Source organism: Variovorax sp. 20P10.2.4 (assembly GCF_058244205.1).
This window is the reverse complement of the sequence record NZ_JBZAYE010000153.1, coordinates 1-13,913: the sequence shown is the minus strand read 5'-3', so window position 1 is coordinate 13,913 and position 13,913 is coordinate 1. Positions and strand designations below refer to the sequence as shown.

Here is a 13,913-nt window from a genome sequence, read left to right as displayed (position 1 = left end):
TCCCGATGCGGCCTCGCGCCTGGATGCCTATCCGCACCAGTTCTCGGGCGGCCAGCGGCAGCGCATCGGCATCGCCATGGCGCTGGCCTGCGGGCCCGACCTCTTGATCGCCGACGAACCCACCACGGCCCTGGACGTGACCATCCAGAAGCAGGTGCTCGACCTGATCCAGAACCTGGTGGCCGAAATGGGCATGGCGCTGATCCTGATCTCGCACGACCTGGGCGTGATCGCCAACAGCGTGCAGCGCATGCTCGTGATGTATGGCGGCAGCGTGGTGGAGAGTGGGCCGACGCGCGCCCTCTTCGCGAACCGGGCGCATCCGTATACCAAGGGGCTGTTCGCGGCGCGGCCGGTGATCGGGGCGCCGAGGGGCCAGCGGCTGGCGACCATCCGGGGCAGCGTGCCCGAGCTGGTGGACCTGCCCGCGGGCTGTCCCTTCGCGGGGCGCTGCAGCTACACGGTCGATGCCTGCCAGTCGACGCGGCCGCCCGCGGTGATGCTGCCCGATGACCATGCGGTGCGCTGCATCCGACTCGACGAGATCGAAGCGGAGGCCGTGGCATGAGCACGACCACCACCAACAACACACCGCTGCTGCAGGTCACCGACCTCGTACGCCACTACGCGCTACCGCGCGAGAAGCTGCTGGGCCCGCCGCCCACGGTCAAGGCGCTCAATGGCGTGAGCTTCGAGGTGCAGGCCGGGCGCAGCGTGGGGATCGTTGGCGAGTCCGGCTCGGGCAAGTCGACCATCGCACGCCTCGTGATGGCCCTGGACAAGCCCACCTCGGGCAGCGTGAAGCTCGAAGGGCGCGAACTGCATGCCCTCTCAAGAGACGAACTGCGCACCGCGCGGCGCGACTTCCAGATGGTCTTCCAGGACCCCTACGGCTCCCTCGACCCGCGCCAGACGGTTGCGCGCATCGTGGCCGAGCCTCTGGAAGCGCTGGCCCAGGTCTCGAGGAAGGAACAGCGCGAGCGCGCCGCCGAGTCCCTGGCAGCCGTGGGCCTGCGCCCCACCGACCTCGACAAGTACCCGCACGAGTTCTCGGGTGGCCAGCGCCAGCGCATCGCCATCGCCCGCGCCCTCATCACCCGCCCCAAGCTCATCGTCGCCGACGAGCCCGTGAGCGCCCTGGACGTCTCCGTGCAGGCCCAGGTGCTCAACCTCATGCAGGACCTGCAGCAGCAGTTCGGCATCAGCTACCTGCTCATCAGCCATGACCTCGCCGTCGTCAACCACCTGTGCGACGAAGTGTGCGTGGTCTTCAAGGGGCAGATCGTCGAGCGCGGCACGCCGCAGGAGCTCTTCGCCAACGCGCAGCACCCGTACACGCGCACGCTGCTCGGCGCGGTGCTGCAGGCACCGGGGCACTGAGCGCGCCCGTCATGCAACCAGGGCATAAGCATCTGGTTGCGCACCGGGCCTCTCCTCGCGGATGATGCGGCGCGCCCGGAGGGCGCATGCCCCCGCCACCGCTCAAAGGACCGCCCGCCCATGCTTCACAGACGCACCCTCCTCGCCACCAGCGCCGCCGCGCTCGCGCCCCTCGTGCTGCCGGCCGGCGCCCTCGCGCAGGCACGCCGCAAGGACACGCTGGTGCTCGGCCTCACGCTCGAACCCACCGGCCTCGATCCCACGGCCAAGGCCGGCGCCGAGATCGCCGAGGTGGTGCTCTACAACGTCTTCGAGACGCTGACCAAGATCAACTCCGACGGCAGCGTCACGCCGCTTCTGGCCGAGAGCTGGGAGGTCTCGCCCGACCTGCGCACCTACACCTTCAGGCTCAGGCGCGGCGTGAAGTTCCAGAACGGCGAGGCCTTCGACGCGAACACGGTCAAGTTCTCGTTCGACCGCGCCTCGGCCGCCAACAGCACCAACAAGGACAAGCGCTTCTTCGCCAACTTCACGACCCAGGCGCTCGACGCGAACACGGTGGTGCTGATCGCCAAGGAGATCGAGCCCGACCTGCTGTTCCAGCTCGGCCAGGCCTCGGCGATCGTGGTCGAGCCCAAGTCGGCCGAGGGCAATGCCACCAAGCCCGTGGGCACCGGCCCCTACCGGCTCGAGAACTGGGCCAAGGGCTCGTCGATCGTGCTCGCGAAGTGGGACGGCTACCGCCATGCCGACGCGGTGCAGATCCGCCGCGCGAGCTTCCGCTTCGTCTCGGAGCCGGCCGCGCAGACCACCGCGCTGCTGTCGAACGACATCGACCTGTTCCCGCATGCCTCGGTCTCGCGCAGCCTCTCGCAGTTCCAGAACGACAAGCGCTTCCAGATCCTGTTCAACGCCTCGCGCGGCAAGTCGATCCTCGCGATCAACAACCGGCGCAAGCCGCTCGACGACGTGCGCGTGCGCCGCGCGATCGCGGCCGCGATCGACCGCAAGGCGGTGATCGACGCAGCCATGGACGGCCGCGGCATCCCGATCGGCAGCCACTACGTGCCGACCGCGCCGGGCTACGTCGACACCACCGGCATCAACCCCTATGACCCCGCGAAGGCCAAGCGCCTGCTGGCCGAGGCCGGCGTGAAGCTGCCGCTGCAGCTCGACCTGGTGCTGCCGCCCCCGCCCTATGCGCGCCAGGGCGGCGAGCTGATCGCCGCGCAGCTCGCGCAGGTCGGCATCGTCGCGAAGATCCAGAACGTGGAGTGGGCGCAGTGGATCAGCGGCACCTACGGCAACAAGAACTACGACCTGTCGGTGATCCTGCATGTCGAGCCCTTCGACCTCGTGAACTACACGCGCCCCGAGTACTACTGGGGCTACCAGTCGGCGAAGTTCAACGAGGTGTTCGAGAAGTCGCGCAACGCGCCGCGCGAGGCCGACCGCCTGCGCCTGCTGGGCGAGGCGCAGCGCATCCTGGCCGAGGACTCGGCCAACGTGTTCCTCTACCAGCCGCAGCTCATCACCATCGCCGCGCGCGGCCTGCGCGGCCTGTGGAAGGACGCGCCGATCTTCGCCAACGACATCGCCGCGATGTCCTGGGCGTGAGTGGCCGCTGACCTTTCGCGGCCCTCCGCATCCGGGAACCTCCCGAGGAAAAAGCGCCGCGCCGCGGCGTCGCCGGCGAGCCTGCTGCGCGAGAATGCTTTTGGCTGCACGGCGTGGCATCTTTCCTGCTGCGCCGAGGGTCTCTCGCGGCGCCGCGCCTTGATTCGGGGCGCGCCGTCCCCTCGCCCTTCCGAGGCAGCCCTTTGCCTTTCCAGACGTTTTTCCGGAGATCACCACGTATGTTGAACCGTCGCACCCTCCTCACCACCGCTGGCGCCACCGTGGCCCTGGCCACACCGCTGGCCGGCATGGCCCAGGGACGGAAGGACGCCATCGTGATCGGCATGGCGCTCGAGCCGCCGGGCCTCGATCCGACCGCGGGCGCCGCGGCCGCGATCGCCGAGGTGGTGCAGTACAACATCCTCGAGACGCTGACCAAGATCAATGCCGACGGCAGCGTCACGCCGCTGCTGGCCGAGAGCTGGGAAGTCTCGCCCGACCTCAAGACCTACACCTTCAAGCTGCGCCGCGGCGTGAAGTTCCAGAACGGCGAGCCCTTCAACGCGGCCACGGTCAAGTTCTCGTTCGACCGCGCCGGTTCGGACAAGAGCACGAACAAGGACAAGCGCACCTTCGCCAACCTCAGCACGCAGGCGACCGACGACTACACGGTGGTCGTGATCAACAAGGAGATCGACCCCGACCTGCCCTTCGTGCTGGGCCAGGCCACCGCGGTGATCGTCGAGCCCAAGAGCGCCGACGGCAACGCCACCAAGCCCGTGGGCACCGGCCCCTACAAGCTCGACAACTGGGTCAAGGGTTCCTCGATCACGCTGAGCAAGTGGGACGGCTTCCGCAACCCCGGCAACGCGAAGATCAACAAGGCGACCTTCCGCTTCATCTCCGACACCGCGGCCCAGGCCGCGGCCATGCTCTCGGGCGACGTCGACATGTTCCCGCGCATCGGCACGCGCGTGGTGCCGCAGTTCAAGGCCAACCCGCAGTTCCAGACCATCCTCGCCGGCTCGCGCGCCAAGACCATCCTGTCGATCAACAACCGCAAGAAGCCACTCGACGACGTGCGCGTGCGCCGCGCGATCCTCGCGGCCATCGACCGCAAGGCCGTCATCGAGGGCGCGGCCGACGGCTTCGGCGTGCCGATCGGCAGCCACTACGTGCCCGGCGCGGCCGGCTATGTCGACACCACCGGCATCAACCCCTTCGACATCGAGAAGGCCAAGAAGCTGCTGGCCGAGGCCGGCGTGAAGACCCCGCTCGAGCTCAAGCTGACCCTGCCCCCGCCGCCGTACGCGCGCCAGGGCGGCGAGGTGATCGTGGCCCAGCTCGCCAAGATCGGCATCGTGGCGAAGGTGCAGAACGTCGAGTGGGCGCAATGGCTCAGCGGCACCTACGGCAACAAGGACTACGACCTGTCGATCGTCTCGCACGTCGAGCCCTTCGACCTCGGCAACTACGCCAAGTCGGACTACTACTGGGGCTACCAGTCGAAGGCCTTCGACACGCTGTTCGACAAGATCAAGACCACCGCCAACACCGCCGAGCGCAACAAGCTGCTGGGCGACGCGCAGAAGATGCTGGCCACCGACGCGGCCAACGGCTTCCTCTACCAGCCGCAGTTCCCGACCGTGGCGAAGAAGAACGTCAAGGGCATCTGGAAGGAAAACCCGATCTTCGTGAACGACCTGTCGGCCCTGTCCTGGGGTTAAGGAACGAGCCCTCCAAACGCGCGGCGGTAGCACCCGCCGCGCAACCCAACGCCCCTCGTGCACGGGGCGTCGGGTACTCCCCGCAGCGAAATCAAGGAGGAGGCCGAAGGCCGGGGGACATTCGCGGAGGGGAGTACCCGGCGTCCCGTGCACGCGCCCCCGGCCCCGACAAGAGCAGGCTCACACCAACTGCGTAGCCAGCATCTCCCGCGCTCGAGCCACAAATTCCGTCTCCCCCCGCCGCCCCGGCAGGAATTGGAAGGCCACGCGCGGCAACGCCGGCAGCCCATGCGGCGCCGCCAGCCGAGCCACCCCTTCGCCGATCGCCGACTCGTTGAGGCAGGCCACCCCCAGCCCCGCCGCCAATGCCGACTGCAGCCCCGCCACGCCCGAGGCCACGTGAGCGAGCACGTAGGGCACATGCCGGCGCCGCAGCAACGCCACCGTGAACTGGTGCAGCGAGCAGGTGTCGGGCAGCACCAGCAGCCGCACCGGCTCGCCGCGCACCACCCGCATGCCGGCGGCGCCCAGCCAGGCCAGTGATTCGCGCCGCAGCACCGCCGGGCTGCCCGGCGGCGGCGTCGACACGCCCGCGATGTGCATCGCCAGCGCCACGTCGAAATCGCCGCGCGCATAGGCCGCGCGCAGCTCGTCGCTCTTGAGGATGCTCACGTGCAGCCGCACGCGCGGATGGCCCTGCGCGAGCCGCGCCAGCAGCTGCGTCAGGTCGCCCGGACGGAAGTAGTCGGTGACCGCGAGCCGCAGCTCGCCCGCCAGCGTCTCGCCATGCAGGTCGCGAAAGGCCTCGTCGCTGAGCGCCAGGATGCGCCGCGCATGGACCAGCAGCCGCGCGCCGGCCTCGGTCGGCGACACCCCGGCCTTGCTGCGCGTGAGCAGCGACTGGCCCGCGCGCTCCTCGAGCTTGCGCATCTGCTCGCTGACCGAGGACTGCGAGAGGAAGACCCGCGGCGCCGCGGCCGTGAGGCTGCCCGCGTCGACCACCGCCACCAGCGTTCGCAGCTGTTCCAGATCGAATCCCTGCATGGCTCATCCATCCGATATTCCGATGGCTTCCATCATATCTTCCCGCTTTTCCGATGACGAGGCGCTGCCCACAATCACCCCATCGACCACCCAAACCTTCCAAGGAGTCCGCCATGCCCCACATCGTCGTCCACCTCTCCGGCCAACCCGATGCCGACCTCACGCGCCAGACCGTCGACGCCGTCGCCGAGCTCACCCAGAGCGTGCTCGGCAAGCAGCTGCCGGTGATCGCCATCACCGTGCAGTACATCGCCGCCGATACCTGGTTCATCGGCGGCCAGTCGCTGGCCTCGCTCGGGAAGTCGGCCTTCCACCTCGACATCAGCATCACCGACGAGACCAACACCAAGGCCGAGAAGGCGCGCTACCTGCGCGAGGTCCATGCGGCCATGGCCAGGCTGCGGCCGAACCTGCACGAGGTCTCGTACATCCACGTGATCGACGCGCGCGGCGCGGCCTACGGCTACGGTGGCAAGACCCAGGAGTACCGGCATCAACAGGCCGGTGTCTGAGGCCGCGCGTTGAAGCGGCCGCGGGGGCATGGCACGATGCGCCATGCCCTCCGCCAGCCCCCCGTCGAACACCGTCCGCCACGCCGACAGCCTCGGCAATCCCCTCACGCTCGACGACGCCGCCAGCCTGCCGCTGGTCGACGATTTCGTCATGGGGTTCATCTCGAGCGAGGCCCGCGCCGTCAACCTGCTCGCCGTCACCGAGCACGACGCGAGCCCCATCGTGCAGGCCTACGGCGCCACGCTGCACCTGTTCGCCGAATCGCGCGAGGCCGTGGCCAATGCGCGTCCCTTCCTCGACAAGGCACGCCAGCAGGCCGCGCGCGCCACGCCGCGCGAGCAGCGCTACATCGCCGCCATCGAGGCCTGGGCCGACGGCGACATCGCGCGCGCCATCGCGCTGCATGCCGAGCAGGCGCGCGAGCATCCGCGCGACCTGGTGTCGCTCAAGCTCGGCCAGTACCACTGCTTCAACACCGGCGACTGCCCCGGCATGCTGCGGCTCGCGCTCGCGGTGCTGCCGCATGCGGCCGAGATGCCCTACGTGCACGGCATGGCCGCCTTCGGCTACGAGCAGTGCCACCTGATGCGCGAGGCCGAGGCCAGCGCGCGCCATGCGATCGCCCTGTGCCGCAAGGAGCCCTGGGCCCACCATGCGCTCGCGCACGTGATGCTCACCGAGGGCCGCCTCGCCGAGGGCCTGGCCTTCATGGAGAGCGTGAGCGACACCTGGGTCGGCCTCAACTCCTTCATGGTCACGCACAACTGGTGGCACGTGGCGCTGTTCCTCATCGACCTGGGCCGCGGCGACGAGGCGCTCGCGGTCTACGACCGCCATGCCTGGGGCGTGGTCAAGGAGTATTCGCAGGACCAGATCGGCGCCGTCTCGCTGCTCGCGCGGCTCGAGCTCGCGGGCGTCGACGTCGGCGATCGCTGGGACGACGTGGCAAAGCACCTGCTGCAGCGCCAGGCCGACCACGTGCTGCCCTTTCTCGACCTGCAGTACCTCTACGGCCTGGCGCGCGCGGGCCGGCCCGAGGCCGACACGCTGCTGGCCAACATCGAGGCCTTCGCGCCGCATGCGCCGGCCTCGACGCGCGCGGCCTGGCAGCGCGTGTGCGTACCGGCCGCGCATGGCCTGCGCGCCCATGCGCGCGGCGACCTGACCGCGGCGATCGACGGCCTCGGCACCGCGCTGCCGCGGATGATCGAGATCGGCGGCAGCCATGCACAGCGCGACCTGTTCGAGCAGGTCTACCTCGACGCGCTGGTGCGCAGCGGCACCGAGGCCACGCTGACCGGCGCGCAGGGCATCCTGCAGCAGCAGCTCAACGGCCAGCCCGAATCGCTGCGGCTGCGCCGGCAGGCGGCCGAGGTCTACCGCCAACTGGGCCTGCCGGAGATCGCCGCGCGCTCATGAGTTCAGGACATGGGGCGTGCCGCAAAAGGAATTGGCGGCACGCGCGAGGCGACTCCACACTGGCCGGCGTTTCCACCCGTGCCCACATCGCCCCATGCAGACCTCGCTCATCGCCCTGGCCGCGCTCGCCTTCCTCGCACCCTCGCTCCGCGCCCAGCCGGCCGACGCACCGGTCGAACTCGACCTGCTGCTGCGCGGCGGCACCGTCTACACCGGCGACGATGACCGGCCCGTGGTCGGCGACGTCGGCATCGCGGGCGACCGCATCGTGTTCGCGGGCCGCGCGATGCCCGCGCAGTTCAAGGCCAAGCGCACCATCGACGCCACCGGCATGGTGGTGGCGCCGGGCTTCATCGACGCCCACACGCATGCCGACATCAACCTGCATTCGAACGACGCGCGCAAGCGCCTCAACATCCCGTTCCTGACCCAGGGCGTGACCACCGCCGTGATCGGCAACGACGGCTTCGGCGGCTGGGACATCGCGGCCCAGGCGCAGCGGCTGCGCGCCGTGCCGGTGGGCACCAACGTCGCGATGTACGTCGGCTTCGGGCCGGTGCGCACCAGCCAGCTCGGCGAGGCCAACCGCCAGCCCACGCCCGAGCAGCTCGAGGCCATGGGCCGCCACGTGAGCCAGGCCATGTGCGAGGGCGCGCTGGGCCTGTCGACCGGGCTGTTCTATCCGCCGCAGAACTTCTCGAAGACCGAAGAGGTGATCGCGCTCGCGAAGGTGGCGGCGCGCCATGGCGGGCTCTACGACAGCCACATCCGCGACGAGTCCATGTACAACATCGGGCTCAAGGGCTCGATCGACGAGGTGATCCGCATCGGCCACGAGGCGAAGCTGCCGGTGCACGTGGCGCACATCAAGGCGCTCGGCGTCGACGTGCAGGGCCAGAGCGGCGACATCATCCAGCGCATCGAACGCGAGCGCGCCAAGGGCCTGGACATCACGGCCGACCACTATCCGTGGACCGCGTCGAGCACCCGCTTCTCGGCCGCGCTGATCCCGCCCTGGGCCATCGATGGCGGCCGCGCCGCGCTGCTGCAGCGCTTCGACGATGCCGCGGTACAGGAGCGGCTGCGCGGCGGCATGCGCGAGAACCTGCGGCTGCGCGGCGGGCCCGACGCGATCCTGTTCTCGGCCGGCAGCACGAAGTACGTGGGCAAGACGCTCGCGCAGGTCGCGAAGGACACGAACGCCGACCCGGTCGACGCCGCCATCGCGGTGCTGCGCGACGGCGACCTGATGATCGCCTCGTTCAACCAGAGCGACGACGACGTGCGCGCCTTCATGAAGCGGCCCTGGGTGATGACCTCGTCGGATTCCTCGCAGGGCCATCCGCGCGCCTACGGCACCTTCGCGCGCAAGTACGAACAGTACGTGGTGAAGGAGCACGCGATCTCGCTCGCGCAGTTCGTCCGCAGCAGTTCCTCGCTCACGGCCGACACGCTGGGGCTGGTACAACGCGGCCATCTGCGGCCCGGCTACTACGCCGACGTGGTGGTGTTCGATCCCGCGCGCTTCGCCGCGCGTGCCACCTACACGCAGCCGACGCTGCTGTCCGAGGGCGTGCGCACGGTGCTGGTGAACGGCCAGCTCGCGGTGGACCAGGGCCAGCCGACGGGCGTCGGCGCGGGCCGGCCGCTGCTGCGCACGCCGAAGGCCGGCAGCTGCGGCTGAGCCGCTTCAGTCCTTGCGCTGGAGGTGCCGCGTCTGGTCGTAGGTCGGCTGCGGCGGCAGGTCGGCCAGGTGCCGCGTGTCGGCCCATTCGACGATCTCGATCGCCTCGGGCGCCGCGGGATCGGCGATGCGGATGCGGTTGAAGCCGGCGTTGGGAATCTCGCTGCGGCGCGGACCGCTGAGGCTCAGGCCGTGCGCGGTGCGCCACACCATGTCGAGCACGCCGCCGTGCGTGACCACGATCAGGTGCTGCCCGCGGTGCGCGCTGGCGATGGTGCCGAGCGCCGCGACGATGCGCGCATGGAACTCGCGCGGCGTCTCGCCCTCGGGCATGGCGTGGTCCTCGCGGAACTCGAGCCACTCTTCCCAGGCGCGCGGATGCAGGGCCTGGATCTCGTCGGAGCGCATGCCCTCGACGATGCCGAAGAACTGCTCGCGCAGCGAGGCCGTGGTGGCGATCGGCAGCGAGAGCTGCGAGGCGCCGGGCGCCGCCGTCTGCTGGGCCCGCAGCAGGTCGCTGCTGATCACGTGCTGCACCGCGGTTTCCTGCGCCAGCCGCAGCCCAATGCGGCGCGCCTGCTCGTGGCCCATGTCGTTGAGCGGCACGTCGGCGTGGCCCTGGAAGCGCAGTTCGCGGTTCCAGGCGGTCTCGCCGTGGCGGATGAGGATGATGTCGGTGGTGGTGTCGGGTTTGGGCGTGGGCATCGACCGCCATTGTCCCACCACCGGCACCCGCGCAGGGTGCGCTTTCAGGCCAAGGCCAGCGGCAGCGCGCCCAGTCGCAGCGCCGGCGAAGGCGTGAGCAGCGAGAGCACCCACGCGATCGTGAAGCCGCCGACGATGGCGCAGACCACCACCACCGCGGTGTAGGGCAGCGCGCGGTCGGCCGGGCACTTCATCAGCACCGGCAGGCCGAGGTAGATCAGGTAGATGCCGTAGAGCCCGCACAGCGCGCCCAGCACCGACAGCGAGGGCAGCAGGCTGAAGACGCCGCCGACCAGCGAGGCGGTGGAGGCATAGACCGCGAGCTTGAGCGCGGCGACCGGGCTCTGCACGCCGTCGAAGGTGGGCGCGAGCGCATCGACGATGAGGCCGACCACGAACACCACCACGAGCGACAGCACGTAGCCGACCACCATGTTGACCAGCCCCGCGAGCACCGGCACGCGGAAGCTGACGCCGAAGGCGCCCATGCCGATCACCGACAGGCCGATGAAGCCGGCCACGGCCGGGATCAGCGCGAGGATCATCAGGTAGTTCTTGTAGAGCGAGGCGGCGTCCTCGGGCTCGGCATCGATCAGGGCCCAGGTGGCCTTGGGCTTGAGCAGGATGTCCTGCACGCGTTGAACCAGGTTCATGGAAGTCGAAGGGAAAGGAGAAGGGGGTGGCGGCGCGAGTATGTCGAGCCGCGGCGCGTCTGGCTGCTGGCCAGGAAGCCTATGCCGATGCGCCGGGATGGCCTCCTCGCGCAGAATCCCGGCATGCCTGCCACCCTCGTACTTCTTCCCGGCCTCGCGTGCGACGCGCGCCTGTGGGACGCCCAGCTCCCCGCCCTCCCCTCCTCGCTCTCGCCGCGCGTGAGCGACGTCCAGTTGCGCCACGCCACCATCGAGGGCATGGCCGCCGCCGTGCTGGCCGAGAACCCCGGCCCGCTGGTGCTGTGCGGCGCCTCGATGGGCGGCATGGTCGCGATGGAGGCCGCGCGCCAGGCGCCCGGTCGCATCGCGGGCCTGGCCCTGCTGGGCACCAGCGCGCGGCCCGAGACGCCCGACATGCGCGCGCTGCGCGAAGGCGCGATCGAGTACTTCGCGCGCGGCGAGCTGCGCGAGGTGATCGAGCCCAACGTGTTCTTCGCCTTCCATCCGGCCCAGGCCGCCGACCCGGTGCTGGTGCAGCGCTATCTCGACATGGTGCTGGGCGCCGGCGCCGAACAGCTCACGCGCCAGAACCGCGCCGTGATGGCCCGGCCCGATGCGCGCACCCACCTCGCGTCGCTGCGCGCGCCGGTACTGCTGATGTGCGGCGACGACGACCGCCTCGCGCCGCCCGAATGCACGCGCGAACTGGCGGCGCTGCTACCGCAAGCCGAACTGGTGTGGGTTCCGCAGTGCGGCCACATGCTGACGATGGAAAAGCCGGCTCTGGTCAACGACGCGCTCAACGGCTGGCTCGCGAAACTGTTCGCGGCCTGAGCGCCGAGCCGAGCCCGGCCCGCCTCAGTGCAGCAGGCCGCCGGTCTCGGCGATATCGCGCTCGACCTCGAGCGCGGTGCGCACCGCGATGCGCAGCGCCTCGACCAGGGTCGCGAGCGCCATGCTCGGCGCGCCCGGAAAGTTCGCCGCCTGCTCGGGCAGGTAGGGGATGTGGATGAAGCCACCGCGTACGCCTTGCACGCCCTGCTGCGCACGCTGCGCGAGCTGGTGCATCAGGCCATAGAAGATGTGGTTGCACACGAAGGTGCCGGCCGTGTTCGACACCGAGGCCGGCACGCCCGCGGCGCGCAGGTCGCGCACCATGGCCTTGATCGGCAGCGTCGAGAAATAGGCCGCGGGGCCCTCGGGCGCCACCGGCATGTCGACCGGCTGCTGTCCCGCGTTGTCGGCGATGCGGCCATCGTCGATGTTGATCGCCACGCGCTCGGGCGTGACCTCGGCGCGGCCGCCGGCCTGGCCGATGCACAGCACCAGCCGCGGCTTGAGTTCGTCCATCGCCTCGGCCAGCGACTCGATGGCCGCGCCGAAGACGCAGGGCATCTGGCGCGCATGCACCACTGCGCCGGCGTGCTTCCAGCCGTCGAGCGCGCGCACCGCTTCCCATGAAGGATTGATGGCCTCGCCGCCGAAGGGCTCGAAGCCGGTCAGCAGCACGCGCGATGGTGGAGAGGTTCGGGGCGTCTTCGGCGAGGTCATGGGGCCGACGTTACCGCAAGCGCCCCCTGGCGTCGCTACTTCCTGGGCGCGAGGTCGAGCGGATTGGCGGGCAGGTCACCGCGCGCGGGCTTGGGCTTCTGCTCGATCTTGCATTCGGCGTCCCGGAACGGGCCCGACAGCCGGTCCCAATCGGAGTTGATGACCTGCTGGAAGCACACGATCTTGCCGTTGTCCTTGTGCTTGAACAGATAGAACCCGCCGGTGGGTTGGGACAGCGCCGGACCGCAGATCAGGGCGGTGCCGAGCGCGAATGCGAAGGCTGCGATGAGTTTCATGGTCGTTCTCCCGGGAAATCACAGGGCGGGCGGCGAAGCCAGGCTCCTGGCCACCTCGATGACCAGGTTGCGAGATTGCTCGACGATCTTGTCACGCTCGGCCTCGAACTCCCGATCGGTGAGGCCTCTGGGAATCTTCAGGGTCGGCGTGTGGATGTGGCCTGCCGGGATATCGAGCCGGAAGACGTCGCGCAGCAAGGTGTTGCGATACGCGCTGGCGTTGGACAGGTAGTTGCCGCCCCCGCCCTGCAGCGCGCAGTTCAGCTCTTGCGGATTCGGCTTCGTTCCCTCGGGCGGAAAAAGAGCGTCGAGGGTGCACTCTATGACATCGTAATCGTCGTTCCGAGCCACTTTCCAGTCGCCCGTGGCCGCATCGATCATTCTCTGGAACGGCAGGCTTGCGACGGTGAACTGCGACGGCGCATCCTTCGACCATGGCGTGGGCGAATACCCCAACCAGCGTTCCGGCGGGTTGATCTCGCAATCCTGGTTCGAGGGAAGGCCGGTGCACGGAGGCCTCAGGTTGTCGTTGCCGGCGGCGGAGAAGTGATAGCGCCCGTTGTAGTGCTCCAGGTCGAAGCTGTTGCGCCCCTGGCTCATGGTGATCGACGCATCGACGCGCTTGCCGCCGGGCTTGAACCAGGGCCCCAGCGTGTCCTCCTGCATGCCGGCGAGGAACGGACCGTAGTTGACGGGCAGGATGAAGGTGCGGATCACCGCGGTCGTGCCGTCGGCCAGCGCCACGGTCTGGCCATCGAGCGAGAGGATGGTTGCGCCCGAGGGGTTGCCTCTGAGCAGTCCGATGTCGCCGGACTCGATCCCGGCATCGGAACTCGGGTCGCCGAGCGAGAACGGATCGAAGCCGCTCACCAGGATCCGCCTGTGGCCCGCGCCTTCGGGGAAATCGATCGACAGCTGCCCGCGCGAGGCGCGCTCGAATTCGTTCTGCAGCGCGGCGCGCTGCGCGTCCGTCAACGCGAACTCGGGCTTCCACTGGCGCAGCGCGAGCGTCATCGTCAGCCGTGCCCAATAGAGCATGCGGTCGTCGCTCTTGGCCAGCGTGCCCTGGACCGACCGGCCCTGCACGCGGTCGAGCGCCGCCTGCCAGAGCTTGCGGCCCTCGGCGTGCAGCAGCGCCACCGCCTCGTCGTAGCTCGAGGCGCCGGCCAGGCCATCGCTGCAGAGCTTCGCGGCGAAATCGGGGCCGAAGCGGTCGAATCCGCTGGCCCGCAGCAGTTGCTGCGAATAGCTCAATGCATCGCTGGCGGCGATCTTGTTAGGCAGGCGCCGCTCCTCGTAGGAGGCCTCCACGGCGCTGTCCATC

At 69.6% G+C, this 13,913-nt stretch carries 14 protein-coding genes; 8 read left to right on the top strand and 6 right to left on the bottom strand.

Annotated elements, in window-relative coordinates; translation table 11 throughout:
• From AC27VN_RS16600 to AC27VN_RS16585, 4 genes are all read left to right on the top strand, one after another.
• A partial coding sequence (locus AC27VN_RS16600) for an ABC transporter ATP-binding protein (protein WP_490877236.1) occupies nucleotides 1-568 on the top strand: 568 nt, incomplete at its 5' end.
• Nucleotides 565-1,380 carry an ATP-binding cassette domain-containing protein gene (locus AC27VN_RS16595; RefSeq protein WP_490877235.1) on the top strand — a complete coding sequence of 272 codons (816 nt, stop codon included), beginning with the start codon at nucleotides 565-567 and terminating at the stop codon, nucleotides 1,378-1,380. The genes AC27VN_RS16600 and AC27VN_RS16595, both read left to right, overlap by 4 nt.
• Before the next feature lie 120 nt (nucleotides 1,381-1,500).
• Nucleotides 1,501-2,997: an ABC transporter substrate-binding protein gene (locus AC27VN_RS16590; RefSeq protein WP_490877234.1), complete on the top strand. Its 1,497-nt coding sequence runs from the start codon at nucleotides 1,501-1,503 to the stop codon at nucleotides 2,995-2,997.
• Nucleotides 2,998-3,236: 239 nt separating this feature from the next.
• Entirely contained in the window at nucleotides 3,237-4,724 is a 1,488-nt protein-coding gene (locus AC27VN_RS16585) for an ABC transporter substrate-binding protein (protein ID WP_296788314.1), read from the top strand.
• Nucleotides 4,725-4,904: 180 nt separating this feature from the next.
• Here the strand turns inward: AC27VN_RS16585 and AC27VN_RS16580 are convergent, their stop codons facing one another.
• Nucleotides 4,905-5,768, bottom strand: a complete 864-nt coding sequence (locus AC27VN_RS16580; RefSeq protein WP_490877233.1) for a LysR substrate-binding domain-containing protein — start codon at nucleotides 5,766-5,768, stop codon at nucleotides 4,905-4,907.
• A 113-nt stretch (nucleotides 5,769-5,881) separates the two neighbouring features.
• Between AC27VN_RS16580 and AC27VN_RS16575 the strand changes: the two genes are divergently transcribed.
• The 3 genes from AC27VN_RS16575 (at nucleotide 5,882) to AC27VN_RS16565 (ending at nucleotide 9,384) form a co-directional block, all read left to right on the top strand.
• Nucleotides 5,882-6,280 (top strand): tautomerase family protein, encoded by a 399-nt coding sequence (locus tag AC27VN_RS16575; protein WP_490877232.1) that lies wholly within the window; start codon nucleotides 5,882-5,884, stop codon nucleotides 6,278-6,280.
• A 43-nt stretch (nucleotides 6,281-6,323) separates the two neighbouring features.
• Nucleotides 6,324-7,700, top strand: coding sequence for a tetratricopeptide repeat protein (locus tag AC27VN_RS16570; protein WP_490877231.1), 1,377 nt, complete (start codon nucleotides 6,324-6,326; stop codon nucleotides 7,698-7,700).
• Between the two features lie 94 nt (nucleotides 7,701-7,794).
• The gene (locus AC27VN_RS16565) at nucleotides 7,795-9,384 is read left to right on the top strand and encodes an N-acyl-D-amino-acid deacylase family protein (protein ID WP_490877230.1); all 1,590 of its coding nucleotides are present in this window, start codon (nucleotides 7,795-7,797) and stop codon (nucleotides 9,382-9,384) included.
• A gap of 6 nt (nucleotides 9,385-9,390) precedes the next feature.
• Here the strand turns inward: AC27VN_RS16565 and AC27VN_RS16560 are convergent, their stop codons facing one another.
• Both AC27VN_RS16560 and AC27VN_RS16555 read right to left on the bottom strand, forming a co-directional pair.
• Nucleotides 9,391-10,089 (bottom strand): histidine phosphatase family protein, encoded by a 699-nt coding sequence (locus AC27VN_RS16560; protein WP_093347366.1) that lies wholly within the window; start codon nucleotides 10,087-10,089, stop codon nucleotides 9,391-9,393.
• Nucleotides 10,090-10,133: 44 nt separating this feature from the next.
• Nucleotides 10,134-10,742, bottom strand: a complete 609-nt coding sequence (locus AC27VN_RS16555) for a Yip1 family protein (RefSeq protein ID WP_208509946.1) — start codon at nucleotides 10,740-10,742, stop codon at nucleotides 10,134-10,136.
• Between the two features lie 123 nt (nucleotides 10,743-10,865).
• On the opposite strand from AC27VN_RS16555, the gene AC27VN_RS16550 reads away from it, so the two are divergent.
• Nucleotides 10,866-11,576: an alpha/beta fold hydrolase gene (locus tag AC27VN_RS16550; protein ID WP_490877229.1), complete on the top strand. Its 711-nt coding sequence runs from the start codon at nucleotides 10,866-10,868 to the stop codon at nucleotides 11,574-11,576.
• A gap of 24 nt (nucleotides 11,577-11,600) precedes the next feature.
• Here the strand turns inward: AC27VN_RS16550 and pcp are convergent, their stop codons facing one another.
• From pcp to AC27VN_RS16535, 3 genes are all read right to left on the bottom strand, one after another.
• Nucleotides 11,601-12,293, bottom strand: a complete 693-nt coding sequence (pcp, locus tag AC27VN_RS16545) for a pyroglutamyl-peptidase I (protein WP_490877228.1) — start codon at nucleotides 12,291-12,293, stop codon at nucleotides 11,601-11,603.
• Nucleotides 12,294-12,328: 35 nt separating this feature from the next.
• The gene (locus AC27VN_RS16540) at nucleotides 12,329-12,589 is read right to left on the bottom strand and encodes a hypothetical protein (protein WP_093347376.1); all 261 of its coding nucleotides are present in this window, start codon (nucleotides 12,587-12,589) and stop codon (nucleotides 12,329-12,331) included.
• A gap of 18 nt (nucleotides 12,590-12,607) precedes the next feature.
• Nucleotides 12,608-13,913 (bottom strand): PA0049 C-terminal domain-containing protein (locus tag AC27VN_RS16535; protein ID WP_490877227.1); only part of this gene is annotated, 1,306 nt, incomplete at its 5' end.

Excerpts from the sequence above, each read along its gene's own strand:
- AC27VN_RS16595 (WP_490877235.1), top strand. The coding sequence starts at position 565 with ATGAGCACGACCACCACCAACAACACACCGCTGCTGCAGGTCACCGAC.
- AC27VN_RS16550 (WP_490877229.1), top strand. The coding sequence starts at position 10,866 with ATGCCTGCCACCCTCGTACTTCTTCCCGGCCTCGCGTGCGACGCGCGC.
- AC27VN_RS16555 (WP_208509946.1), bottom strand. The coding sequence starts at position 10,742 with ATGAACCTGGTTCAACGCGTGCAGGACATCCTGCTCAAGCCCAAGGCC.
- AC27VN_RS16575 (WP_490877232.1), top strand. The coding sequence starts at position 5,882 with ATGCCCCACATCGTCGTCCACCTCTCCGGCCAACCCGATGCCGACCTC.
- AC27VN_RS16565 (WP_490877230.1), top strand. The coding sequence starts at position 7,795 with ATGCAGACCTCGCTCATCGCCCTGGCCGCGCTCGCCTTCCTCGCACCC.
- AC27VN_RS16560 (WP_093347366.1), bottom strand. The coding sequence starts at position 10,089 with ATGCCCACGCCCAAACCCGACACCACCACCGACATCATCCTCATCCGC.
- pcp (WP_490877228.1), bottom strand. The coding sequence starts at position 12,293 with ATGACCTCGCCGAAGACGCCCCGAACCTCTCCACCATCGCGCGTGCTG.
- AC27VN_RS16540 (WP_093347376.1), bottom strand. The coding sequence starts at position 12,589 with ATGAAACTCATCGCAGCCTTCGCATTCGCGCTCGGCACCGCCCTGATC.
- AC27VN_RS16585 (WP_296788314.1), top strand. The coding sequence starts at position 3,237 with ATGTTGAACCGTCGCACCCTCCTCACCACCGCTGGCGCCACCGTGGCC.
- AC27VN_RS16580 (WP_490877233.1), bottom strand. The coding sequence starts at position 5,768 with ATGCAGGGATTCGATCTGGAACAGCTGCGAACGCTGGTGGCGGTGGTC.
- AC27VN_RS16590 (WP_490877234.1), top strand. The coding sequence starts at position 1,501 with ATGCTTCACAGACGCACCCTCCTCGCCACCAGCGCCGCCGCGCTCGCG.
- AC27VN_RS16570 (WP_490877231.1), top strand. The coding sequence starts at position 6,324 with ATGCCCTCCGCCAGCCCCCCGTCGAACACCGTCCGCCACGCCGACAGC.